General features: G+C 47.7%; 27 protein-coding genes. 19 read left to right on the top strand and 8 right to left on the bottom strand.

Annotated features, from left to right (window positions below; all coding sequences use genetic code 11):
• Window position 1 precedes the first annotated feature (1 nt).
• The 11 genes from G5S52_RS11845 (at window position 2) to G5S52_RS11795 (ending at window position 10,011) form a co-directional block, all read left to right on the top strand.
• On the top strand, window positions 2–1,264 hold the full coding sequence (locus G5S52_RS11845) for a CpaE/TadZ family protein (RefSeq protein WP_165013762.1): 1,263 nt from the start codon (window positions 2–4) through the stop codon (window positions 1,262–1,264).
• A 6-nt stretch (window positions 1,265–1,270) separates the two neighbouring features.
• Entirely contained in the window at window positions 1,271–2,548 is a 1,278-nt protein-coding gene (locus tag G5S52_RS11840; RefSeq protein WP_002539829.1) for a TadA family conjugal transfer-associated ATPase, read from the top strand.
• Complete coding sequence (locus tag G5S52_RS11835; RefSeq protein WP_165013760.1) at window positions 2,545–3,471, top strand: type II secretion system F family protein; 927 nt, start codon at window positions 2,545–2,547, stop codon at window positions 3,469–3,471. Before G5S52_RS11840 ends, G5S52_RS11835 begins: the two co-directional genes overlap by 4 nt.
• Window positions 3,471–4,343, top strand: coding sequence for a type II secretion system F family protein (locus tag G5S52_RS11830; protein WP_002539827.1), 873 nt, complete (start codon window positions 3,471–3,473; stop codon window positions 4,341–4,343). The genes G5S52_RS11835 and G5S52_RS11830 overlap by 1 nt, the downstream gene beginning before the upstream one ends.
• Before the next feature lie 70 nt (window positions 4,344–4,413).
• A complete protein-coding gene (locus G5S52_RS11825) occupies window positions 4,414–5,688 on the top strand; it encodes a tetratricopeptide repeat protein (protein ID WP_368737469.1) in 1,275 nt (424 codons plus the stop codon).
• A gap of 121 nt (window positions 5,689–5,809) precedes the next feature.
• Window positions 5,810–6,175: a pilus assembly protein gene (locus tag G5S52_RS11820; protein ID WP_235956207.1), complete on the top strand. Its 366-nt coding sequence runs from the start codon at window positions 5,810–5,812 to the stop codon at window positions 6,173–6,175.
• Window positions 6,156–6,710: a tight adherence pilus pseudopilin TadF gene (tadF, locus tag G5S52_RS11815; protein WP_165013756.1), complete on the top strand. Its 555-nt coding sequence runs from the start codon at window positions 6,156–6,158 to the stop codon at window positions 6,708–6,710. The genes G5S52_RS11820 and tadF overlap by 20 nt, the downstream gene beginning before the upstream one ends.
• A 9-nt stretch (window positions 6,711–6,719) precedes the next feature.
• Entirely contained in the window at window positions 6,720–8,045 is a 1,326-nt protein-coding gene (locus G5S52_RS11810) for a TadE/TadG family type IV pilus assembly protein (protein ID WP_165013754.1), read from the top strand.
• Between the two features lie 10 nt (window positions 8,046–8,055).
• The gene (locus G5S52_RS11805) at window positions 8,056–8,730 is read left to right on the top strand and encodes an OmpA family protein (RefSeq protein WP_165013752.1); all 675 of its coding nucleotides are present in this window, start codon (window positions 8,056–8,058) and stop codon (window positions 8,728–8,730) included.
• A gap of 99 nt (window positions 8,731–8,829) precedes the next feature.
• Window positions 8,830–9,075: a Rho-binding antiterminator gene (locus G5S52_RS11800; RefSeq protein WP_165013750.1), complete on the top strand. Its 246-nt coding sequence runs from the start codon at window positions 8,830–8,832 to the stop codon at window positions 9,073–9,075.
• Between the two features lie 105 nt (window positions 9,076–9,180).
• Window positions 9,181–10,011, top strand: a complete 831-nt coding sequence (locus G5S52_RS11795; protein ID WP_165013748.1) for a MurR/RpiR family transcriptional regulator — start codon at window positions 9,181–9,183, stop codon at window positions 10,009–10,011.
• On the opposite strand, the gene G5S52_RS11790 is transcribed toward G5S52_RS11795, so the two are convergent.
• The 4 genes from G5S52_RS11790 to G5S52_RS11775 all read right to left on the bottom strand — a co-directional run bounded on the left by G5S52_RS11790 (window position 10,012) and on the right by G5S52_RS11775 (window position 16,073).
• Window positions 10,012–10,779, bottom strand: a complete 768-nt coding sequence (locus G5S52_RS11790) for a sulfite exporter TauE/SafE family protein (RefSeq protein ID WP_165014002.1) — start codon at window positions 10,777–10,779, stop codon at window positions 10,012–10,014.
• Window positions 10,780–10,888: 109 nt separating this feature from the next.
• Window positions 10,889–14,515: a sarcosine oxidase subunit alpha family protein gene (locus G5S52_RS11785; RefSeq protein WP_165013746.1), complete on the bottom strand. Its 3,627-nt coding sequence runs from the start codon at window positions 14,513–14,515 to the stop codon at window positions 10,889–10,891.
• Window positions 14,512–14,808: a sarcosine oxidase subunit delta gene (locus G5S52_RS11780; protein ID WP_165013744.1), complete on the bottom strand. Its 297-nt coding sequence runs from the start codon at window positions 14,806–14,808 to the stop codon at window positions 14,512–14,514. The genes G5S52_RS11785 and G5S52_RS11780 overlap by 4 nt, the downstream gene beginning before the upstream one ends.
• 14 nt (window positions 14,809–14,822) lie before the next feature.
• Window positions 14,823–16,073: a sarcosine oxidase subunit beta family protein gene (locus G5S52_RS11775; RefSeq protein WP_165013742.1), complete on the bottom strand. Its 1,251-nt coding sequence runs from the start codon at window positions 16,071–16,073 to the stop codon at window positions 14,823–14,825.
• A gap of 266 nt (window positions 16,074–16,339) precedes the next feature.
• Here G5S52_RS11775 and fdhD point away from each other — a divergent pair, with 266 nt between their 5' ends.
• From fdhD to G5S52_RS11750, 5 genes are all read left to right on the top strand, one after another.
• The gene (gene fdhD / locus G5S52_RS11770) at window positions 16,340–17,167 is read left to right on the top strand and encodes a formate dehydrogenase accessory sulfurtransferase FdhD (RefSeq protein WP_165013740.1); all 828 of its coding nucleotides are present in this window, start codon (window positions 16,340–16,342) and stop codon (window positions 17,165–17,167) included.
• Window positions 17,168–17,259: 92 nt separating this feature from the next.
• Complete coding sequence (locus tag G5S52_RS11765; RefSeq protein WP_165013738.1) at window positions 17,260–17,553, top strand: hypothetical protein; 294 nt, start codon at window positions 17,260–17,262, stop codon at window positions 17,551–17,553.
• A gap of 147 nt (window positions 17,554–17,700) precedes the next feature.
• Window positions 17,701–17,952, top strand: a complete 252-nt coding sequence (locus G5S52_RS11760; protein ID WP_235956205.1) for a VOC family protein — start codon at window positions 17,701–17,703, stop codon at window positions 17,950–17,952.
• Window positions 17,953–18,111: 159 nt separating this feature from the next.
• Window positions 18,112–18,570 (top strand): GNAT family N-acetyltransferase, encoded by a 459-nt coding sequence (locus G5S52_RS11755; protein ID WP_046307347.1) that lies wholly within the window; start codon window positions 18,112–18,114, stop codon window positions 18,568–18,570.
• Window positions 18,571–18,602: 32 nt separating this feature from the next.
• The gene (locus tag G5S52_RS11750; RefSeq protein WP_165013736.1) at window positions 18,603–19,229 is read left to right on the top strand and encodes a LysE family translocator; all 627 of its coding nucleotides are present in this window, start codon (window positions 18,603–18,605) and stop codon (window positions 19,227–19,229) included.
• Window positions 19,230–19,264: 35 nt separating this feature from the next.
• Here the strand turns inward: G5S52_RS11750 and G5S52_RS11745 are convergent, their stop codons facing one another.
• The 3 genes from G5S52_RS11745 to G5S52_RS11735 form a co-directional block, all read right to left on the bottom strand.
• The gene (locus G5S52_RS11745) at window positions 19,265–20,014 is read right to left on the bottom strand and encodes a potassium channel family protein (RefSeq protein WP_002539798.1); all 750 of its coding nucleotides are present in this window, start codon (window positions 20,012–20,014) and stop codon (window positions 19,265–19,267) included.
• On the bottom strand, window positions 20,014–21,240 hold the full coding sequence (locus G5S52_RS11740; protein WP_165013734.1) for a low temperature requirement protein A: 1,227 nt from the start codon (window positions 21,238–21,240) through the stop codon (window positions 20,014–20,016). Before G5S52_RS11740 ends, G5S52_RS11745 begins: the two co-directional genes overlap by 1 nt.
• A gap of 69 nt (window positions 21,241–21,309) precedes the next feature.
• On the bottom strand, window positions 21,310–21,951 hold the full coding sequence (locus G5S52_RS11735; RefSeq protein ID WP_165013732.1) for a DsbA family oxidoreductase: 642 nt from the start codon (window positions 21,949–21,951) through the stop codon (window positions 21,310–21,312).
• A gap of 416 nt (window positions 21,952–22,367) precedes the next feature.
• Between G5S52_RS11735 and G5S52_RS11730 the strand changes: the two genes are divergently transcribed.
• Together G5S52_RS11730 and G5S52_RS11725 are read left to right on the top strand one after the other, a co-directional pair.
• Window positions 22,368–22,736, top strand: a complete 369-nt coding sequence (locus G5S52_RS11730) for a winged helix-turn-helix transcriptional regulator (protein ID WP_039850580.1) — start codon at window positions 22,368–22,370, stop codon at window positions 22,734–22,736.
• 226 nt (window positions 22,737–22,962) lie between these two features.
• Window positions 22,963–23,505 (top strand): outer membrane beta-barrel protein, encoded by a 543-nt coding sequence (locus tag G5S52_RS11725; protein WP_165013730.1) that lies wholly within the window; start codon window positions 22,963–22,965, stop codon window positions 23,503–23,505.
• A 53-nt stretch (window positions 23,506–23,558) separates the two neighbouring features.
• Here the strand turns inward: G5S52_RS11725 and cutA are convergent, their stop codons facing one another.
• Window positions 23,559–23,888, bottom strand: a complete 330-nt coding sequence (gene cutA / locus G5S52_RS11720) for a divalent-cation tolerance protein CutA (RefSeq protein ID WP_165013728.1) — start codon at window positions 23,886–23,888, stop codon at window positions 23,559–23,561.
• 195 nt (window positions 23,889–24,083) lie between these two features.
• Between cutA and G5S52_RS11715 the strand changes: the two genes are divergently transcribed.
• Window positions 24,084–24,791 carry a DUF1223 domain-containing protein gene (locus G5S52_RS11715; protein ID WP_165013726.1) on the top strand — a complete coding sequence of 236 codons (708 nt, stop codon included), beginning with the start codon at window positions 24,084–24,086 and terminating at the stop codon, window positions 24,789–24,791.
• The last annotated feature ends 83 nt before the right edge of the window (window positions 24,792–24,874 follow it).

Genomic DNA, 24,874 nt, shown 5'->3' with positions numbered 1-24,874 from the left:
CATGTTAGATTTCGGCGATCTATTAAAGAAAGATCAGAAAGACTCCACAGCTACTTCATCATCAAAAAACAGTTTGGGCGCAATACAATTTTATCGTACAGATCAAGTTCGTATTTTGATTGAGGAAACTTTTCGCTTCGATGGTCATGAGCCTCCAATTGCCCAACCTTACAAGTTCAAAGATGTCGCTGTTCAGGTTGAAGAAAATAAAGCGCAATTAGCCGTCATTGACCTGATTGGTTGTCCCGACACATTAAAAGAATGTCGTCAGTTATCGGCGCGTCTACCAACATCACTTTCAATTATCATCATAGGTGATGTCGACTCTATTTCCGTTGTTAGAGAACTCAAGTCTCTTGGTTTCTACTACCTGCTTTGGCCAGTAGACAAAGTCGATTTGGCAGAGTTTGTACAGTCTGTCGTCTCCAGACACATAGAAACATCCTCTCTAAAAAACCGTCGTCGAGCAAAGCGTGTGGGTATTGTTGGAACGAGAGGTGGTGTTGGTGCGTCATTGCTTACCGCTGAGCTCAGTTGGGTACTAACGAACGACAAACAAACTTCCTGCATGGTGGTAGACCACAACTATCTTTCAGGTAATCTCGATCTTCTCCTTGGTTTAAAAAATCGCGACAAGAGACGATTAACAGACAACGAAGTCGGTACAGAGTTGGACCACACCTCTGCCAAAAGTCTCGTCACTCGCATCTCCAACCGATTGGATTACCTGGCTTTAGGACTAAACAATGAGAGCTCAGCAGACCTCTTCGAAACGAACAGTCTCGTCGTCTCTTATTTGACATCAGAAACCAACTTTATATTGGATGACCTCTCTTCATCCGTAAGTTTCGATGTGCAGCCACATACCATCCATCAAATGCTCGACGTTGCCGTCATTGTGATGGAACCAACCATTTCGTGTTTGCGCGAAACTTCCGCCATGTTGAATAAGCTTGCCAAGCAGACTCAAGAAGCTGAGAGACCGAAGAATTTTCGAACTCTATTGGTTCTAAACCAGCATAGAGCACCAAGATTTGCCAGTGTGACGCAGGCTGAAGTAGAAAAATACCTAAACCGGCCTGTTGATATTGTATTGCCGTACGAGACCAAACTTGAGGAGTTTTTGGTCAGCGGCACGAATCCAGGAAGCACCAAGTCCAAGTTTGGTGGGGAAGTTCGCCGTTTGTGCTCACTTATTATTGGTGAAGATTTGGCACCCAAGCGAAAACCTCTTTTCTCTCTTCCTCGTCTTGGAGGCAAGTAACCGCATATGCAGGGAACAAGAGACTTATATCGTTCGCTTCGCGAGAGAATCTTTGATGCCATCGATGCGGAAGCCATTGCCTCACTGAAACGTGAAGATCTGCAGCGGCAGTTAATTGAGGCCATTAACCTATTGGCCGATCAAGACAACGTACCTATTAACAATGCGTTGAGAAGTGACTTCGTACGAATGATGTACGATGAGCTTCGAGGTTTAGGTCCCATTCAACCGTTAATCGAAGACGACACAATCTCTGACATCATGATCAATGGTCCGTCTGATGTCTTCATCGAACGAAATGGTTTGGTGGAAAAATCTCCAATCACATTCATCGATAACCAACAACTGATTAATGTTGCAAAGCGAATTGCGGCACGCGTGGGTCGTCGGGTGGATGAGTCGGTGCCGATGTGTGATGCACGCTTGGAGGATGGCAGCCGGGTAAATATCGTGCTCCCTCCAATTGCGATTGATGGTGCTTCCGTTTCAATCCGTAAGTTTAAAAAGCAAAGCATCATGTTTGCGGATTTAGTTGAATTTGGAGCCATGACTCCTGAATTAGCCAAATTGATGGTCATTGCTTCGCGATGCCGCGCAAACATTGTGATATCAGGAGGTACGGGCTCCGGTAAAACAACCATGATGAATGCTTTATCTCACTATATTTCGGAGAAAGAGCGAGTCGTCACTATTGAGGATGCGGCAGAACTGAGATTGCAACAACCCCACGTCGTCCGCCTTGAAACACGTACAGCAGGTATAGAAGGTACCGGTGAAGTCAATCAGCGCCAGTTAGTTATTAACGCACTGCGTATGCGTCCAGACAGAATCATTATTGGTGAGTGTCGTGGTTCAGAAGCATTTGAAATGCTCCAAGCTATGAACACTGGCCATGATGGTTCAATGACAACACTTCATGCCAATAACCCTAGAGATGCTATATCCCGTATCGAGAGCATGGTCATGATGGCAACCTCCTCTCTCCCCTTGGAAGCGATTAGGCGAACCATAGTCAGTGCTATCGATGTCATTATCCAAATCAGTCGCCTTCATGATGGTAGCCGTAAGGTGCTTAGCATTAGTGAAGTCGTTGGTATGGAGGGTAACAACGTAGTCATGGAGGAAATTTTCCGCTTTGAGCACCGTGGTATTGGAGAAAACGGAAAAGTGCGTGGCGACTTTATCACTTCTGGCTTGCTTCAACGTTCGGTGCTTTATGAAAAGGCCCGTTATTTCGGTTTAGATAAAGAACTAAACAGTATCTTCAGCGGGAGATCTTCATGATTGCAAACGCGATTTACTGCTTATTCCTAGCGTTTGGACTCTACTTGCTCCACAAACAAACGCGTCTTAAATCCCGTCGGGAAACATTGCTAAAAGACAATAACCCGCTTCCGGAAACCCAATTTCTAGAAAACCGTGCGGTAGACATGGATGCGCTGACGCAAACTACCTATCCGCAAAGAGTAAAACGCGCGTTCGAGAATGTGTTGGCCGATATAGGACGGTTTGCACTTCTGAAAATCATCGCGTTCTTCGCCGTCACCTCAATGCTTGGGGTTTACGTGTTGGGTACCTTATTCCATTTATCCATGATTACTAGTCTCGTAATCACAGTGCCTCTATCTGCCATTTTAGGTCTTTCATACCTAAATACCCGAGCTCAGAATGCGTTTGAGGATAGCTTCCCTGATGCGCTAAACATGATTGCAAGCTCAGTCTCCGCTGGTGAAAGTTTGCTTCATGCCATCGTTTTTGTCGGTGGAAATCTCGACAGTATCGTCGGTAAAGAATTCAAGCGCATGGGAGAACGTCTGAATATGGGAGAGTCGACAGATGCTGCGTTCAGGAAGGCTTGTTTGCGGTTTCCCACACCATCATTTCAATTCTTTGTCATCGCAATGCGCGTCAACGTTAACCGAGGCGGCCAGCTTCGGGAAGTTATCACTCGATTGAACCGAGTTCTGTTTGATGCCCGTTCAATAGAAATGAAAAAGAGGGCGATGACCGCAGAGGCGCGAATGTCTGCATACATTGTGTGTGCCATACCATTCATTTTCATTTTCTTCATCATGCGTGTACTTAGTCCTGAAAACTATGACTTCGTGATGAACAATGAAAACGGTCGCCCACTGCTTTACTACACCCTTATTAGTGAAGCAATTGGTATGGCAATCATTACTGGCCTGATGCGGAGCGTTAAGTAATGACTGGTGTACAGATAGTTTTCTACACCTTGCTGATATCCGTTGGTGCGGCAGTGATTCTTACCGGGATTTATGTTTCGTTTTTTCGCCGCTACCGCATACGCCAGACACTCGACGCTCCGACCGCATCTACCCAAAAATCGGCGATGTCTGAGATAGCCAGTTTTACAGCTAGCTTTCTTGCAGGTACAAACCGAGAAATTGAAGAGAAGTTTATCGGTGCGGGTTTTTACAATACCTCCCTCGCGCCTTACTACTTCCTTATCAAGTACACGGTCTGTGCTGTAGGCACCCTGATTATTTTGTTTTCGGGCGACACACCTCTCAGTGAATCAGTCACTTCAAAGGTGATGTGGTTGAGTCTACTCGTCGTAGCAGTTGTTATCGCTCCTGATATTTATCTGGACATGCGTCGCCGAGCTTTAGCATCCAAACTAACCCGAAAACTACCCTACCTTCTCGATCTAATGGGCGTTTGTGTACAAACAGGCATGACTATCGAAACAACCTTGTTTTATCTCACATCTGAAATGGCTGCATTTGATAGAGATATGGCCTATATGCTCAAACGCCTGAGAGATAGGTCTCAAACTGTCGGTCTTGAAAAAGCTTTGAGAGAACTGCATGAGCGGATCCCTGCTCCTGAAATGCGCAGCTTCGTGATGACACTTTCTCAAAGCATGCAGCACGGAACCTCAATTTACGGTGTTCTTTCAACGTTGGCGAGAGACATACGTGAAATTCAATTGCTCTCTCTGGAGGAAAAAGCCGGCAAGCTAGCTTCAAAAATGTCTGTTCCTTTGATCATTTTCATCATGATGCCAATCGTGATTTTGATTACCGCACCAGGAGTTATGAGGATGTTAGGTTAATGAAAATCTTCGCTTATTTTTTGCAGCAACCCTATTAATAGGTTGTACCTCTTCTTCACCATCTCAGTACGTGAAAGATAACGGTGAAGACATCCTCATTAACTCAGGAAACTATGCTGCTCTTGTAAAACGCTACGAAAGGCAGCTGCAAGAAGAACCATCTGCCACCACGAGATTCAAGCTCGCATCAGCACATTACAAGTTGGGAGATGCAGAAGCTGCCATGTTCCAACTATCCCAAATATCTCCCAGGGAGCTGGATAGCGCAGAACTCGCCCTTCTTCGTGCAAACGTTTTTCTCGACCAAGGCAAATTGACGTTAGCTGAACAACATGCGAATACCGCAATTCGAAAGGAAAAAGGTTTAGGTGAAGCACACAACCTCAGAGGGTTGATTCTGGCTGAGCAAGGAAAATTTGCCGATGCCACCACGGCCTTTGAAACCGCAAGGAAAAATCACTACAACGATGCCGCAGTAAAAAACAATTTAGCGATGATGGCGCTTTTGAAAGGTGACTACGACGAAGCTATTGATATTCTCGCCCCACTTGTTCAGGCAGGTAGAGCCGATGATAAGGCCAAAGCCAACCTCCTTCTCGCTTATGCTAAAGCTGGCAAAACACGCGCATTCAGTCAATTACTGGCAAACAGCGAAAATGATACCTATCTCGCCGAGAAGTTTACGGGACTTCGGGCCACAACTCTCAACACAAATAAGCTCACATATGTTGAGAAATCCGCTTCAGTGCCATTGGCTAAACAAGACAAGCTGCATGAACCAGTAAAGACAAAACAACCAGATGTTGTGACAAAGGGCAACGTGGAAAGTAAGCCAAAGGTTCAGCCGAACATTGTAACAAGCTCAGCCCAACCAGGACCAAATACAGCGACGGGCTCAAATGACCAACTAGCAAAACTCCGAATAAAAATGGAGCAAGCAAAAGCCAAGAGCGCTCAGCGAGCGATTGAAGAAGAAAAACAAGCGAAACGGCTAGCTGAAACCAAGAAAAAACGTCAGCTCGCTAAATCGCGTCGCTTGGTGACTCATGTCGAATATAAATCAACCACTGAAGGTGAAGAATACATAGCAACATCTGATTTTCCACTGGGAAAAATCAATACCGAGTATTTGGAGAAACGCAAAAAGTGGGTGTTTGACATTGAGGGCGCAAAAGATTTCACCACCAAGCGGCGTCTCTATTACAAAGAAGGTCCCGCTAAAAAATTGGTTCTGGGGGAACATGAAAACTTTGTACGTATCGTGCTTGAAATGAGGGACGAAAAACAGGGCAAGCCTGAGGTTCAAGTTAAAGGAAACAAACTTTTCATTCGATGGAAGGCTTAGAGATACGGAAATGCAAAATAAAAATAAGATGAACAAACAACGTGGAGTTGTTGCCATCGAATTCGTTCTTGGATTCATGGCCCTATTTTATGTTCTGATATTTTGGGTGGAGTTGTGCATCATGGGATTCATTTCATCCGCCGTCGACTATGCCATTGCTGAGTCATCACGCAATGCCAGAACATCCGCAAACAGTGACTACACCGATGTATTCATGCGCACGATCAATGACAACGATAGCACTTGGGCTCGATTTCTAGACCGCAATAAATTCAATATATCGGTACGTTATTACGAGTCTTATAACGACGCCACTTCCCCTAACAGTCAAGGAAGTGAAGAGCGAGAGGACAACCCCATTGCGCTCTATAGAGTGAGCTATGACTACTCGTCAGTTTTCAATTGGGTAGGCGGCTTACAGAATATTACTTTAGCCCGTGAAGTATTTGGCATTCAGGAGTTTGAACGTGACCAATTTAGCCAATAAACAACGCGGCGTATTCACCATAGAACTTGTCTTGGTATTGATTGGTTTTAGCCTCGTTTTGGTTTTCACTATGGATGTAGTCGTCAAGCAATCCATCAAAGGAAAACTGGATAGGCTTTCCTATTCGCTCGTCAGCCTTATCAAAGAGCGCACTGAACTCTTTGACGGCGATGAGACGATCACCTATGCCGAAGCAACAAAAGGCTTGGACCTGGTATCAAGGTCTCTCAAAGATACTATTGGCGATTTCGAAGCATCGCGATTAGGCCTTTATATCGAACAACAACAATTCGATGACAATAAGCAGCCAATCAGTCCCGTTGTTAATGTTCACCGCTTTAGCCTCGGTCAATATGCATGTCAGCCAGACACCGTTCTATCCAACATGATAGATATGGCTCCTATCACCCAGTTCGACAACAAACTTACGCTTTACCAAGTCACTATTTGCTATCGCTCGAAGAACTGGTATGGCGACATCGTTGGTGAAAACTTCGAACGAGTCCGCTCAATCTCAATGTCATTTGGTCGCTAGGGAAAGAAGATGAATTTTCGTTCACCCAAAAAACAACAAGGCATAGCCACCATTATTTTTGTGATTATGTATCCTTTGTTCTTCAGCATTTTTGTTGTTGCTGTTGAATCAACGCGCTATTTGCAAACACACGCAAGACTTGGCGACGCAGTTGAAATGGCTTCATTGGCCGTTGCCGCGAATGCATCTACAGTCGAGAGCGAAAACAAAGAGCTTGCTCAAAAAGTAACGAACGTTTTTGTTCCAGATGGCGAAATTGAGCAATCAGATATTGCTATCGTCCGAAAAAGTTGTGACGAAATTTACGGTAATGATTGCGGAAAGCCCGGTATTTATGATGAAGAAGGCTTGGTATTTACCGAATACAAAGTTGTCATTAATGCTGATTTCGATTCTTGGTACCCACAAGACGACTACAACTTGGGTTACGAAGAAGTTCAGGAAATGGGCGGTAAGGCCGTAGCTCGAAAATATCAGGGATATACCATTGATGTTGCTTTTGTTGCCGATTTTTCGGGGTCAATGCAGGAATCATGGAATGGGAAGTTGAAGTATCGGGGTGTTATTGACGTCATTTCAGACATCACCCAAAAGCTGGAAACTTTCAATGAAAAAACCGAGCAAGAGCTCAATGGTTCCAAGCTTAAAAACCGTGCAGCATTCATTGGTTACAACATGTATCCAAACAATGGTAGCCGCTATTACAGCAACGTCGATTATAACTACAATTCAGCCAGTTTGACGTGGGAATGGTGGCGAAACATTCCCAATATTAACTATTCGGCTACCGCATCGGATCCTTTGAACAATCGCTATACTCGCATTAACGGCAGATATAGTGGCGACGACTCTTATTTTTACACGCTCGATTTAACCGACAACTTCAGACAGTTCCGTTCAACTATTTCCAGTTTTTATCCAGATTATGGTACTGCATCTTATGAAGGTTTGATCGATGCAGCGAAAATCGTCAATGAAGGCGAGAATGTTCGAAAGTTAATTATCGTGCTTTCTGATGGTATTGACTCAGCAAACGATGAAAACTCAAACGATAACCGCTATCCGGGCTACGCTGCTCTTCGATTATATGAACAAGGCCTTTGCAACGACATCATCAGAGATCTTGAAGCCAAAACGATTAACGGGCGAGACGTTGAAGCCAAAATTTTCGTCATTGGTTTTGACTATGACCTAGAAACCAATCCCGGACTAAAAATATGCGCTGGCGAAGACAATATTCAGTCTGCCGATTCTTATCAGGAAATCTTTGACACTGTCCTTGAGTTGATCAGTGAGGAAGTCGGTCACCTTTACTATCGCCACTACGATGAATAACGGAGTATTTATGAAAGCCACCTTTACCCTTCCTGCGCTTTTTATTGCATTGAGCAGCGTGGCGATGCCGACTCTAGCATCTAACATTTCGGCAACAGTGTTTGAGGACATTTGTTCAGACAAGCAAACAGAGGTCAGGTTCAAAATAGATGTGGGGCAATCGACTGATGTCTTTTTTCATAAGGCGCATTACCTACAACTTGAACGCCAAACCAACGCTTTTCCAACCACCCCAATCTTCATCAACGCCCTGCTCAACGCTGGCCTCAATAAAGAATGTGCGGAGCTCTTGGTGCGTGAGACACCTAAAGTTCAACAAGGTAAGAGCGGATTAATCGCTAAAGTACACTTCGGGTTTGATAAGTCTTCCCTGACCCCTACCGGAAAGAAGATCCTTGCAGGGGTTGTGGATTCCATTAAAACCTCATCAACACCACTCTCCATTACAGGTCATACCGACAGCGTAGGTTCGCACGCTTATAACCTGACCTTGGGTCTGAAACGCGCAGAGTCAGTCAAAGGCTACTTGGTTAGTGCTGGCGGAGACAAGAAGCAACTCAAAACGGTCTCTGCAGGGGAAACCAAGCCCGTACAAAGCAACAAAACAGCAGCAGGCAGAACCGAGAACCGTCGTGTAGAGGTGGTTGCAGTGCCTTTACCTGTTTCACCCGAAGCCACAAAATAAGTGTTTCAGGTCGTTTGAGTATATTGACCCGCTATGATTAGCGGGTTTTTGCTCATAGGGTAAACTAATAGTAAAGGATACCCTTGGAGGTAAACACTCATGATCAAATGTGCCGAGTATGACTATGTTGAAATCGCCTGTTTGTATCACTACCCAGTGAGACTAAAGATGAAGGATGGTGGCGTTAACGAAGGCATTGCCAAAGATACCGCGCGAAATATCCAGAAAGAGGAATGTATGGTGCTGGATGTCGATGGTGAAGAAGTGTTGGTTGTGCTCGACAATGTAACCTCGATGAAGGCCTTAGTTGATAACCCTCACTTCTGTGAAATCACGTTCAGCTAAGCCGCCTGCACTTACTATTAGAAAAAGGATTGGAATAAAAATTCCATTTCTTATTCTCTAACGAAACATTACACTTGCCATAGACGTGCTAAATCAGGGATCGCTATGGCAACTGCAACTCACCTCGCTGAATTACAACAACAAATCCGTCACCGCTATCACGACCTGAGTAAACGGCTTCAGCAGGTAGCTCACTATGTGTTGGATAACCCCAACAGCATTGCCTTCGACACGGTAGCCGTCATTGCCACTCACGCGAATGTGCCGCCTTCGACACTGATCCGCTTTGCCAATGCATTTGAATTCAGCGGCTTCAACGAAATGAAGCAACTGTTCCGCAAAAACCTCGTAGAGGAAACCAGCAGCTATACCGAACGCGCCCGCCTTCTGCAAAACGCCCAAGGTGAAGAAAGAGAGCTGGAAACGCCTTCTGATATTCTGCAGCAGTTTAGCCACGCCAATACCGTCGCGCTTCAGGAGCTCTCCAATGCAGTCGCCCCCGAGCAGTTGGATGCAGCTGTCGATCTATTAGAAAACGCGGAAACCATATACATCGTAGCGATGCGTCGTGCTTTCAGCATCGCCTCATACCTGGGTTATGCGCTTCGTCATCTAGAACGCCGCGTTGTGATTGTCGACGGATTCGGCAGCATGGCAGCTGAGCAGTTAGCCTTGGTAGGCAAAAATGACGTGGTGATTGGTGCGAGCTTTTCCCCTTACTCGCCAGAAACGGTTGATCTCTGCGAGTTCGCCGCAACAAAAAAAGCAAAACAAATCATTTTTACCGACAGTCAGGTGAGCCCTCTTGCGGCAAATAGCGACGCTTGCTTTGTGATTAAAGAAGCGGAGGTTGATTCCTTTCGCTCCCAAACCGCGACACTCTGTTTGGCTCAGAGTCTAGCGGTATCATTGGCATTCAGGCTAAGCAGGAAATAGTCAAAGAAGCCCGTCAATCCCGTCAACCGAAAGCTTTACGCCCGACAGGAAAAGGAATAGATAGCAAAGTTGGTAAATTCGTGTCTGACTAACGCGGTGCAGAAGCTTGACGCCCAGCGCCACCCCGATTGGTGCTAATGGCATGAGTATCAATGCCGTAGATAAGTTGTTGGCATCGAACTCGCCAAGAGCTGCATAGGGAATAAGTTTCACCACATTTAACATAGCGAAGAATACCGCCATGGTAGCCACCAGCGTGACTTTTTCGAGTCTGAGAGGAAGAAGATAGATACTCGCAGGACCGCCGCCAGCGTGGATGGTGGTGCTGGAAAATCCGCTCACACCGCCCCAAAGCGTGGCTGCCAAGGTGTTATTTCGCCTTCTGGCGGGTCTCGCCATTCCTAACAGGCTCAGTAAATACTGACCACAGAACCATAGCGACAATACCCCAATCGTCAACTTCAACCCTGCCTGCGAAACGGCTTGCATGTAGACGCCAGCAAGTGCTATGCCCACCAGCGCACCCGGCAGCATCTTCTTGATCACGGAATAATCAGCGTTGCGGTAGTGATAACGAACGGCGAATACGTCCATCACAAGAAGAATAGGTAGCAAGATAGCCGCGGCCTGTGTCGGTGCTATCGTCAGCGCCATTAAAGGAACGGCGATGATACCCAGAGCGCCACCCAACCCACCTTTACCGATGCCGTAAATCAGCACGGCAGGGATAGCCATCAGGTAAAACAAAGGGTCAGTGATAAAATCCAAGCGCGCCATCTCGTTATTGTTTTATCGACAATATCACTAAAACACATTAATAAAGTGTCGCGGGGCTAAGAAAAACAAAGCCCGCATGAAGCGGGCAATGAGTATTGAGTTAGCAGTCCAGCGCCAACCCGTATTCGTCGGCCGATTGCTGTATCCAAAGCGCGATGTAGTCAGCAAAACTTCGGCGCACAATCAGGTCATAACAGTTTTCACTGTGATGGCGCATAAACACCTGCCCTTTGGCGAAAGATGTGCCAACGCACTTACCCGTAATGAAGCTTCTGCCATCGACATCGTAGGAAACAGATTTCTTCAGCACGTCTTTGGCGTGAGAGCCAGTCAGTGTCAACAATGTCTGCCCGCCAGTGACATCCGTTATTTGGAAATGCCCTGACAACGCTTCCCGAAGTTTCTTCTCGATGGTACCTGCATCTTGGTCGAAGCTCAGGATCAGCCACTCATCTGGCGATTGCCACCAGAGCTGCAGCGAATCGTTCACCGAAGAGGTACAAGGTGAGACTGGCAACGTCAGCCCTAATGCACTTTCCACCGCAGCTGAGAACTCTGAAGTAGGCTCACCACGTAACACAAGGTGACTTACACCATCGCGTTCGTGTAAATGCACGCCCGGTGAAGGCGGGTGCGATTTACCAAGATGATGCACAGGTGTGCGTTTTACTGGTTCATAGCTTTCTGATAGTGCCGATACCTCATCCTCATTCGCGTTCATCGGCTTCTCATTCTTGGTGTCGTAAAAAACTGAGCTGCAAATCTCCGCCTTGAGTGTCTTGCCATTCGCCAATGGGAAGTAAACATATTCCCCCATGCGGTTAAGACCATCTTTTATGAGACCAAATGCAATGGAATGCCCCAATACGGCACTGAAGTATGAAGAGGAGACATGCCCCACCATGGTCATTGGAACAGGTTGGTCAGGGTTATCTACTGCCTGTGCCCCTTCTGGAATAACCTTGTGCGATTCTACACATTTCAGGCCTACCAGCTGTTTCCTGTCAGTTCTGGAAGTGTCCTCCCGTGACCAGGATCGACGACCCAGGAAGCTGTAAGTTTTCTGCTTACCGGTAATCCAACCCATATTGAGATCCTGCGGCGTCACCGAGCCATCGGTATCCTGTCCCACGATGATAAAGCCTTTTTCTGCACGCAGAATGTGCATGGTTTCCGTGCCGTAAGGGGTGATGTTATAAGCTTCACCCGCTTTCATCACCTGCTCCCACACGTAAAGGCCGTAGTTCGCATTCACGTTAATTTCGAACGATAGCTCGCCCGTGAAACTGATGCGGAAAACGCGGGCATCCACGCCTGCCACTTTCATCGGCTTCCAGCTCATGAACGGCATAGCCTCTTCAGAGACATCTTCATCGCCAACCAACTGACGCAGCACATTGCGGCAATTTGGACCGGAAATCGTCATGGTCGCCCATTGGTCCGTCACACTGGTGAAGTAGACTTCAAGCTCTGGCCATTCGGTTTGATGCCACACTTCCAGCCATTGCAGCACACCTGCTGCACCACCCGATGTGGTTGTCATGATGAAGTGAGAATCTGAAATGCAGGATGTCACGCCATCATCAAACACCATGCCGTCTTCGTGACACATCAGGCCATAGCGACAACGTCCCGGTGCCAGTTTGTCCCAGCCATTGGTATAAATGCGGTTCAGGAATTCACGGGCATCTTTACCCTGAATATCGATTTTACCGAGTGTGGAGGCATCCAAAATACCGACACTTTCGCGGGTTGCCTTACACTCACGCGCCAGGGCTTCATCCATGGTTTCGCCGTTCTTCGGGTAATACCAAGGGCGCTTCCATTGGCCCACATTTTCAAACAACGCGCCTTCTTTGACATGCCACTCGTGCATCGCGGTATATCGCGCCGGATCGAACAGTTTGCCGACATGCTGCCCCGCCAATGCACCAAAGGTGACGGGCGTATACATGGGACGGAAAATGGTGGTCCCGGTTTCAGCAATGGATTTACCCATTGCATTGGCAGCAATCGCCATACCGTTAATATTGCCCGTTTTCCCCTGATCGGTACCAAAGCCCATCGCGGTGTAGCGTTTGATGTGCTCGATGGATTCGTAACCTTCACGAACCGCAAGCTCGATACCCGCAGCGGTAACATCATTCTGAAAATCGACAAACTGTTTGGGCGCGCGGCTGACCGGTAAACGGTAAGGCACCAAGTACATCGCCATAGCAGGGTCGGTTTGCATAGTGTCGACGACAGGAACGGTCGTTTCGGCGAGCTCTGCGCCCAGCGCGTCTGCAATGACTTTGGCTTTTGCAGCGCCGTCCTGAATCACGTCCAGCAGTGTGATTTCTCCATTAACAGCACCTGCGTAATCCATTCCTTCAACGGTATTTGAAGGCACGAATCCAGCAATGTCATCACGCCAAGTCGGTCGGCCACCCGTGTGACAACTTAGGTGTAGCGCAGGACTCCAGCCGCCGCTGGTCGCCACCGTATCGCAGCTCAGCACTTTCATTGCACCCGTAACACTCTTTCCATCACGGTCGATAGCAGCCACTTCCGCACCAGTGACATGGCTGCCACCTTGGAGGCTGGTTACGGCATGACCGTGCATGACGGTAATGCCCAAAGCCTTGGCTTCTTTAACACGATCGCCATCAGAGAAGGTACGTGTATCCACAATAGCAACAACCGTCTTGCCACTGTTGTGCCACTCAATCGCCGCGTCATAGGCTTCGTCATTGGTGGTCATCAGTATCAGCTCATTGCCCGGTGCAACCGCATAACGACGGAGATAAATCTGAACTGCCGAAGCCAACATGCTGCCTGGCAGATCGTTATTACCAAAGACCAGTGGCCGTTCTATCGCGCCCGTGGCCAGCAAAACATGCTCCGCGCGGATGTGATGGATGCGCTGGCGAACACCGTTAACGTCGTCACCCAAGTGATCGGTAAGCCTTTCCACGACACCCACAAAGTTGTGGTCGTAATAACCAAACGCGGTGCTTCTTGGCAGCAGCATAAAGTTATGGTCAGCCTCGAGAAGTTCAAGCGTCTCAGCGACCCAATCGGTTGCAGGATTGCCATTTATCTTCTCGCGGCAATGCAGCAGGCTTCCGCCAAATTCTGACTGTTCATCCACCAAGATAACACGCTGCCCTAACCCCAGAAACTGTCTTGCCGCAACCAGGCCTGCAGCGCCACCGCCAACAATCAGCACTTCACAATGCTGATGCATGTGATCGTATTGATCCGGATCGTTTGCGCGTGGAATTTCACCCAACCCCGCCGCCTTACGAATTTGCTTTTCGTAGGTCGGCCAAAGGGATTCCGGATACATGAAGGTCTTGTAGTAAAAGCCGGCAGGCATCATTGCACCGCCAATTTTTCCCACAACGGAAAGAAAGTCTTTATCAAGGCTTGGCCAGGCATTGGCAACGCGGGCAGTAAGGCCATCATAAAGCTCAGTCTGTGTCGCGCGCTGATTTGGCAAAGAGGTCGCTTCGTTAGAACCAAGCTGCAAAATCGCGTTCGGCTCTTCTGCACCTGCCCCCAAAATGCCGCGGGGACGGTGATATTTGAAACTGCGTCCCACGACTTTCACGCCGTTAGCAAGCAGTGCGGAGGCCAAGGTATCGCCTTTATGGCCCTGATACACTTTGCCTTCAAAAGTAAATGTGAAAGAGGAATTGCGGTCTATACGTCCGCCTTCGCTTAAACGGTTAACCTGGCTCATGCACCCGCCTCCCCATTCTCCTCGGGAGCGGACTCACCGATTTTGTATACCGCTTCAATCTTGTAAGTCACTGTGTTTCGCTGCACGTTGAAGAACTTGCGACAGCCCGCGGCGTGATACCACATTTCGCGGTGGCTGCCCTTAATGTTCTTGCGATGGAACAGGTAGTGTCCCCATTCTTTATCGCTCAGGGCTTGGGGTTCCAGCGGGCGAACAATGTGCGCTTCACCGCCATAGCTGAATTCGTCTTCTTCTCTGTATTCTTCACAGTAGGGGCAATAAATCCGTAGCATCTGCGTTCCTTTCCCTAATGCGCCACACCGGCAGCGCCGTGTTCGTCAATCAGATGGCCCGTTACAAAACGGTTGAGGTTAAATGGTGCCGCGATAGGGTGCGGCGAATCGTTCGCGATAGTGTGAGCAAACACATGACCCGAACCAGGTGTGGCTTTAAAACCCCCGGTCCCCCAACCACAGTTGAAGTAGAGCCCTTGAATGTCGGTTTTACTGATGATGGGGCAAGCATCGGGGCAGGTATCTACAATCCCGCCCCAGTGACGGTTCATTCGCACACGGCTGAGGAAAGGGAACATCTCGATGATCGCTGAAATCGTGTGTTCGATGACTGGGAAAGAGCCGCGCTGACCGAAGCCGTTATAGCTGTCGATACCCGCACCAATCACCAAGTCGCCTTTGTCTGACTGGCTGATGTAGCCATGAACAGCGTTAGACATGATGACAGTGTCGATACAGGGCTTCACAGGCTCAGATACCATGGCCTGCAAAGGGTGAGATTCCAGTGGCATCGTCATTCCCGCCATTCGCGCCAACTCACCCGAGTTACCTGCAACCACACAACCTACTTTTTCCCCGCCGATAAACCCGCGAGAGGTTTCGACACCTTTCACCTTGCCATCTTCAATACGAAGACCGGTCACTTCCGTTTGTTGAATTAAATCCACACCCAATTGATCGGCAGCGCGGGCATAACCCCAGGCAACGGCATCGTGTCGCGCCACGCCAGCCCTTGGCTGCCAACTCGCACCTAGAACTGGGTATCGTGCATTGTCAGAGCAATCGAGAAGTGGCACTAAATCCTGTACCCCTTTGGTGTCCAGCACTTCACTGTCGATACCGTTTAGTCTGTTTGCACTAACACGACGTTCAATATCACGCATGTCCTGAAGATTGTGCCCCAGGTTCAACACGCCACGTTGACTGAACATCAGGTTAAAATTGAGCTCCTGGGAAAGACCTTCCCAGAGTTTGAGAGAGTGTTCGTAGAGGTGTGCGGCTTCATCCCACAAATAATTGGAACGCACAATGGTGGTGTTACGTGCCGTGTTACCGCCACCAAGCCAGCCTTTTTCCACCACTGCAACATTCTTAACGCCACATTCCTTGGCAAGATAGTAAGCCGTTGCCAAACCATGGCCACCACCGCCAACAATGATCACGTCATAAAGAGGTTTCGGCGTCGGGTTTCGCCATGCCCGTTGCCAGTTTTCATGGAAAGTGAGCGCGTGTTTAAACAGCCCGAATCCTGAGTAATCTGTCATTCCATTGTCCTGAATTCCGGAAAATCTAACGCCGTCACTGAATTTGTCACGGCACTGAAAAGTGTAGTCTTTTCATTGCTGTCAGGCGGAAAAACGCCACCGTATAAAGGCATGGTAAAGCGGTGATCTCACTGGGAAATGTGCAAATGCGCCCGCCCGAAATGCGTTTGCGACAAAGTGTGACGTCACCTTTTTTACACTTTGGGGCAACGCGTTAAACTGGTTGGCACTATGCTTCGTGACATACACACCGCTCAGGGCTGAGAATGACCAATCGCAAAATGAAAGATGACGAAGCGCAGCCGGATGCGCCACTTCCTCCCCACTCGCTGCATCATTACATTGATGACGAGAGTCAGGTCACTTCGTTTGCAACCCTGCCGACTGAAACGCCACTGGCCATCAGCTACAACAGTATCAGCCACGCAGTGATGATGGTGACACCACAGGATATTGAAGATTTCATATATGGTTTTTCTTTCAGTGAGCGGATTATCCGAAGTGGTAGCGAAATCCACGACATCAACATCGAACAGAAAGACGACGCGCTGATTGCGAATGTGCAGCTTGCCAACCGCGCACAGGCGAGACTTTCCCTCACGAAGCGTCATTTGGCTGGTCGCACGGGGTGCGGGATTTGCGGTACAGAATCTCTCGAACACGCCATACCGACATTTGAACCCTTGCCATATATCGATACTCTCAACAACGACAGCATCCTCAAGCTGAGGGAGTCTCTCCGTCAGTGGCAGTCTTTGGGACATATCAGCGGTGCCATTCACGCAGCGATGCTGGTCAATGAACAAGGCGGGATTTTGCTGTGCCGGGAAGATATCGGCCGCCATAATGCGCTGGATAAAGCACTGGGAACGGCAATCCGAAGCAAAGCGCTGGCACCGACTCAAGCCTTACTGGTCACCAGTCGTTGCAGCATCGAATTGGTGCAAAAAGCGGTGTTATCTGGTGTCGCCACACTGATTACGCTCGGCACGCCAACTTCTCTGGCGGTAAACACCGCGATTGAAGCTAACCTAAACCTCGTTCATCTCCCAAGGCAGGATGCACCGCGCTTTTTTAACCGTGCGTCCCGCTGAGTCACTCGCAAATTTACAACTCGCAATGCAAAAAGTTAAAGGTTCGTTTTATTCTTTCGCATCAATGTTTTAATTGAAAATCCGGAACGAATATGGAACTCGACAAACGCTTTTATCGATGGGGAGAAGAACGCCGCTATGGAAAGTTCTCTTACATCGTCCGTACCGCTTTGTTCCTTACCATCGTTCTGTTGTCATCGCGTCTGGCTTCGCTATTCCTTTACGAACCCAATTCAGGCGTTGAAGCATTTTTCCTCCAATTTCCAACGCAAATACTGATGTTCACCACCCTATCTGTACTCCTTAGTACTCTTGGATGGTGCTTAAAAGAAACATGGTATAAATCCAAAGCACGTCGCCGCAGCTTGCCCATTACGTCTCTGTAATCCGCGCAAAAAGTCCATATTTCGAGGCACACGTCGCGTCACCGCATTCAAGAGGAATCATGCTTAACATTCTGGGCATAGATCATCTGGTTCTCAGAACTGAAAAACGCGAGGCAATGATCGCAATTTATACTGGCGTTCCGTGGTTTGCTGACCCATTTGCGCGCGGGCAATGCCTTGATTGATATTGTCGATATTCATAGTCAACTGGGACGACAAGGTGGTGGAGCACCAGAAGAGACAGAGAAGAGTGTTGACCATCTTTGTCTACTGATTTCTCCACTGGACGAAGACAAAATTATTGCGCATCTAGACCAACATGGTGTTGAGCATGTTGAATTCACCGCTCGCTATCGTTCAGAAAGTGTTGGCAATGATCTTTACCTTAGCGACCCATAGGGGAATACGGTCGAATTTCGTTGCGCGAAAACCGGTGAGCCGCTCTACGCAGTCCTATCTGGTGATGGATAAGCCAAAGGACAGAGCCATGCTCGACAAAAAGGATATTTATGCTTATTTCTACGATGTTTAAAATTACTATGAAAAGGTATCTATCAGATGCCTGCTAATATCACTTTCAGCGAAGTAACACCCCAACATATTCCTGCGTCACTGCTCCTCGAAGCGGATCCATCAGCATCCAGCATCGCCTCTTATCTACTTGATTCTTGGTGTGTCATTGCAACATCTGATGACAATGTGGTCGCAGCATGCGTGGTCAAGCCTATCGGTAACCAACGTGCGGAGCTATTTAACATTGCGGTGTCCCCAGACTTTCAGGGCAAAGGCTGTGGCACACAACTGCTTCGATACATGATCCAATTCGTTCGTGCCAAAGACATGAAAAGGCTGGAATTAGGTACGGGTACGTTTGGTTATCAGCTCACTTTCTACCAGCGAATGGGCTTTCGGGTATTTGATGTTGTCAAAGACCATTTTTTAGACAACTATGATGAGCCTATTTGGGAAAATGGGGTTCAACATAAAGACATGTTGAGGCTTTATCTGGATCTATAAAGCCTCCCAACGCTTATGGAGGAGTGCTTTTCATGCAGCTAGAGACTTTTCTGCTTTATCTTTTCGTTTCATTTTTCTATGTCACCAGCCCGGGGCCCGCTATTTTGCTGGCCATCCGTAATGGTCTCACGGGAAAAATGTCAGTGGTTGCCACCTCAAGCTTTGCCAATATCGTCGGGCTGTTCATTCTCTCAGTGGTGTCTATGCTTGGCTTGGGCGCACTCTTGATGACATCATCCCTCGTCTTTACTGTCTTTAAAGCCATAGGCGCCATTTATCTCATCTACCTTGGCATCAAGATTTTTCGCTCAAGTCGAATAGGCAATTCAAAAGTTGAAGAGGGTGAAAAACCGAATAAGCGCTATCACCATTACTTTGGCGAAAGTTTGCTACTGGCGATAACCAACCCTAAAGCCATCGTCTTTTTTGCTTCGTTCTTTCCGCAGTTTCTGGATACCAACGCGCCTGTCGCACCGCAGTTTTTCATCATGACGCTGAGCTTTATGGCTATCTCTTTTGGCTCTTTGATGTTTTATGGTGGTGCGGCAAAGTTGATGAAGCAAACCTTGGCAAAGCTTGCATTTATCCGCTGGTTTAACCGGGTAACGGGAACCTTGTTTGTCGGGCTGGGTATCAAGTTGGCACTGACCCAACGATAAGAAGAGCTGTTTACACGAAAAATAAAGGCGTCTGGTTAGACGCCTTTGTTGTCTTTTAGCAGCGCTTTTAGCTCCTGAATCTCTTTCCTCAGAGATTGCACTTCTGCTTCCAATGCCGGCGAGTTGTTGTCCTTCGGCTCAGCAATCAGCCAAGAAGCAAACACCGCGGTAAAGCTGCCAAACATGCCCACCCCCATAGTGATCAGCATAATGGCGACAATTCTTCCTTCGAAAGTCACGGGATAGAAATCGCCATAACCTACGGTCGTGATGGTAATGAAAGTCCACCAAAATGCGTCTGCCGCCGTCTGGATGTTTGCGCCCGGCATGCCGCGCTCAAGAGAAAGCACGTAGATAGAACCAAACACCATCATGATCAGCGAAGTCGCAATCAGAAAATGGAGTGAGGACGACGCTTTATTTTCACTGATGGCATGGGTAATCATGGATATCGACTTGATGGCCCTAACCAGACGCACCACACGAAGAATACGGGCAAATTGGTTCACGTCCATCAAAGGAATGCAGGAAATCAAATCCAGCCATCCCCATTTCATATATTGCAGCTTGGATTCTGCTGCGCGGAACTGTTGAACGAAATCGATGAAGAACACCCCGCAGATCAGGGTGTCTACATATAGCAGGATCTGTCGCGTTTCAGCAGAGAGTGGGAACAGAATTTCCACCATCAGCGAAAGCACGACAAATACAGAAAGCACCAGCACCGCGATTTGAAAAGGCGTGATGGATTCCGGCAGCTTTTTGTCGACCGCTTGCACCTGCATTAACCCGCATCTTCCACTTCAGTTTTGGCTTGCGTGTCGGCCGCTGATATCGCGACATACGCATTTCGCATTGGGATCACCGCCTGAGAAATCAGCGCTGCACCCCAAACGAAGTTGCCGATGAGTGCCGGAACAAAAGCGACAATCGCTAGCGCCACAAAGGATAGGCCAATGCCCACCATGCGGATTTTAGCGGTCGCAAATTGGTGTGCCGTACGCTCTTCAATCACATTCTGAATAAGAAGCAACGCATAGAGATAGCCAGCCAGACCCAGACAACCAATGACTGCATACTTGAACGGGTAGTGATCCCAGAAGCCCACTTTCACTTCAGCAGACAAAGCCACACCCACACATACCGCAGACAACATAAGCAAGAGGTGAGATAACGTCCACTGCATCATGGTTTTAGGATCTGTGCTTCGTGGTTTTCCGTTGCCTGCAAAGTCGAAGTAAATCCAGCACATCACCAGCAACGAGAACCCGCCAATAACGTAGTTAACAAACACATCTGGCGATACATTAGACACGCCATATTCCGACAGTGTTATGATCAGTTTGAAGAAGCCCTCACCCACCACAATCAAGAGCAGCAAGGCAAAGCGCTCTGCCATATGACCAAGTCTTGGTACCAATCGATCATGGCGGATAATGCCGATTTTAGGCATAACGAAAAGCGCCCAAATCACCAGCATGCCAATACCAAACAGGATGTAACCATAGGGCTGAGGCAGGAAAGCGCTGACTGCAAAAATGGCGGAAGCAATCCCGTAGTTACGGGACATTTCACAAGGCAGAGACTCCTCAGAATCCCCCACTTTCCTCGCCCTGCGATAAAGATATGCAATGATAAAACGGTTCAGCGCGTAACCGACGGCAAAAAACGCCCAACCGCCATGGTCGATCGAATGGATCGACGAGGTCATCAACATCACCGTTAAGATCTGTGCTGCCATCACCAATCGGTGGCGAATATCTGTACTCACGTACAGCGAGTTAAACAGGCTGAGATCGAACCAGGCGAACCACACCACCACAAACAGCATGGCAAAGATGGCAAAGCCTTCCACACTAAGATGATGGCTGAGGTAATTGCCCAGAACGAAGATAGAAACTACATGCACCAGGTCATAGAACAGCTCAAGCCAGTGAACATGATCACTGGCATGACCGCTGTCCAAATGGTGTTGAGGCTTACGCCAGAGAGGGTGGTCTGACAGACTCATAATCACATCCGTGTCATATTAAAATTCAGAGCATTCTAATGAACGATCCATGTGTCGACTTTCTCAATATTAAGAATCCAATTCTTTCAATATCTGCTTTAGCACGTCGACAGGTTGAGCGCCTGTCACTGCACTTTCGCGATTGAAAACGATCGTTGGAACAGAGGAAACACCAAGTCCACGCCAGTAATTCTGAGTGTCGTCGAAGATCTTGGCTGCTTTGGCGTCTTCTAGCTTGGCCATGCCCTCTTCGGCACTTAGACCCACTTCTTCAAGCAGTTTCGCCAAAATATCTCGGTTCGAAATGTCCTGCTTCTCAGAAAAGTAAGCATCAAACAAACGCAGCTTGAGTGCCGTTTGCTTCCCCTTTTCTTTTGCGTATTCCAAAAGAATATGCGCATCGCGGGTGTTCAGGGTTTTCATCTCATCGAAAAACGTAAACTGAAAGCCAAGCTCTTGACCCAACTGTGTCAAATTTTGGCGGTTACGGTCGCTGTCTTCCCGACTGATGCCGTATTTACCCATCAAGTGCTCTCGCAAATTCTCACCTTCCGGTCCCACATGAGGATTGAGTTGGAACGGTTGCCATTCAAGCTCGATAACGTCCTGCATACCCAGCTCATCGATAGCTCTCTCCAAGCGTTTGTAGCCGATGATGCACCACGGGCATACAACGTCAGACACAATGTCGATTTTGATTTTATCAGTCACGGTGAACTCCCTTTTTACCCCCTGCAAAAATCGGCATACCAGTCTGCAAGGGTATATACCCAAACTACCTGAAGATGCTCGCATTCAGAGGCCCTCAATGCGTTCAATTCAAGGCAAATTTCGCGAGGAATAGTCGTTCTATTTCCGTGGAATTTAACGATGAAGTGGGCGTATTGAGGGCCTCCCTTCGGGCGAGTTGACTGACGTCGTGCTCTTTGTTGTCCCTTTTTGATGGAGGTGACTACACCTACAAAGGGACGCCGCGATCACAACACCAGTCAAACTCGCTGAATCCGGCATCTTCAGGTTGTTTGGGTATAGAATGTATTGTGTGGTTAATTATGGTAACCTTTACCTTCTTTTCAACCAGTTTACTTTTTGTAACCTAGGGTCTTTTTAGAGCGAGGCATTCTAAGTTGGTAGCGAAAATAGAAACTGACAGTCGCGGCCGGAAATCTGCGACCAATGTGTGCACGGAGCCCTGTGCGATTGAACGCGCGATGCGACTGATTGGCGGCAAGTGGAAAGGCTCAATCATTTATCATTTAAAAGATGGCCCAGTCCGTTTTAATGATCTCGCCCGTCAATTAGGCGGTGCCAGCAAAAAGATGATCGACCAGCGACTTAAGGAGCTGGAAAGTGAGGGCATGGTTTTACGCAAGGTGATCAGTGATCGTCCTATTGCTGTTAGTTATGAGCTCACAGAGTTCGGCCAGTCTGCATTAAAGATTCTTGATGACTTGAGGAACTGGTCAGAAGCACATCAAATTGAATTAAAGAAATAACCCTCGTTAAATAATTGGGCAAGATTTGAATGTTAATTAATACAAGACTTGCCCCCCTGCATATCAGCGCAATGCATTTAAATTAATATAAATACAAACAAAGCCTTTCCTTTATTAAATAAGATACAAACTCCCTTTTTCTGCCTCCTGTAATTTGAACAGGAATTACGTTTGATAGTCGCTATTTCAATAGCGTAATAACTGGTTAGGAAAAGGAATTTAATAAATGAAGTTGGGAACCGGCTTGCTGTTTGCGGCACTGGCATCAGGTGCTGCACAAGCGAATGAACAAGATTTCTACATTGCAGGAAGCATTGGAGCGCACGAGTTTGCTGATGAAACAGGCGAAAAATTTGCCGTACATGTAGGTGCCAAAAATATCGCCGATAACAGTTTTTTTCTTGGCGGTGAACTCGAATTCGCACTATTGAACAACGATGACTTCGAAAAGACCTACGGGGGTTACAAAGAAGACTACTCATATTCTGCCAATATTCCGGTAGGTAAACGATTCCACATGGGTTCTGAAAGTTCACTGGATGTATATGGTTTGGTCGGCTATTCGTCACTCAGAATTTACAACGGCAGCGACGATGCGACAGGGGATGGTTTCCGCTGGGGTGCTGGTGTTGACGGCAATTTTTCTAATCTGATGGTAGGCCTCCGTTATACCCAAGGTAAGCAGGAAGGCTCCCTGAACAGTGGCCAAAATCTCGACGACACGGAAAAAAATCTCAGCCTCATTCTTGGTTACAGAATCCAGCTCTAAGTTCTGTATTCAAATGAATAAAAAGCCTCTGTTACTCAAACAACAGAGGCTTTTTATTGTTCGCAGCTTTCAGAAATCCAGGATAGGTAAGCAGGTAAACCCGCTTCAATCGGCAGTTGTATCACTTCGGGCACGTCGTAATCATGCAACCGACTGATTTCTGCTTCGACATCCTGATATAGTGACTTTTTCGTTTTTATCATCACCTGCTTTTCAGTATCCGACGCTATCTTCCCCTGCCAATGGTAGTAACTCTGAATGGGTAGCACCTGAACGCAGGCCGCCAGTTTCTTTTCCAGCAGCGATTCGATAATACGTTTGCCGATGTTGTCATCAGCGAAGGTAGTCATGACGACCACATAGGATTCAGGAGAAGTGTTCATACTCGGCCTCAGTCGATATTGGACGCTATATTTTGAATAGAAACATGGTGAAGCATGCCCACCCTATTTCACCTCAGCGTTAATTTAAATAAGGTCATTATCTCACAAGGATTCATCAAGATTCAGTTTCACGATTTGAAAGAGATCCATATCAACTCGGGTCTTTGTCTTGACACGCTATAGAAGGGATCCAATATGCGCACCTTGTTTTCTTTTACTCTCGTTGCCGCTGCATTGGCACCTGCGACACTGTCTGCACAGAGCTGGGAAAGCAACGGCTCGCCAGCGACCATCGTAGAGCTTTATACCTCAGAAGGATGCAGCAGTTGCCCTCCGGCAGAAGCCACGCTTAACAAGCTCAAAGGGAAAGATGGGCTTTGGACGAGTGTGATTCCTATGGCGTTTCATGTGGATTACTGGAATTACATTGGCTGGGAGGATAAATACGCCAAGTCTGAGTTCAGTCAAAGGCAGCGACAGAAGGTCTCTCAAAGCCGTGCCAGTGGCGTGTATACCCCAGGATGGTTTATCAATGATCAGGAATGGCGGGGCTTTTTCGCCAGACAGCCCGTTCCGTATGTCAACGGTCCCCAAGCGCCCGCACTAAAAGCGTCTCTTAACGGCAATATTCTCAGTGTGAATTACGAAGGCAATGCACACCTCAACGCACAATTTGCACTGCTCGCCATGGATATTGAAACCAAGGTAAAACGTGGTGAGAACCGCGGCAGAACTTTGGAACATGATTTTGTGGTGGTAGATTTCGGCGCTAAGCCAGGGCAGCAAAACTGGCAGTTTACGCTGGATAACGAGGTCGCCGCCAAGCCATCAGCAATCGCCGTTTGGCTGACGCCACAAGGAGGCGGTGATCCGGTACAAACGGTCGCCGGATGGTTGAAGTAGCTTCTCCTTTCACTACCGAAAGTTCATCGTCTCAAAAGCAAAAGGGAGCCATTGCTCCCTTTTGTTGAATCCAGTTACTGATC

Origin of the sequence: Grimontia sedimenti, from assembly GCF_011045095.1 — a bacterium.
Taxonomy (GTDB): domain Bacteria; phylum Pseudomonadota; class Gammaproteobacteria; order Enterobacterales; family Vibrionaceae; genus Enterovibrio; species Enterovibrio sedimenti.
The sequence above is the reverse complement of the archived record's forward strand: the minus strand, read 5'-3'. Positions and strand labels throughout refer to the sequence as shown.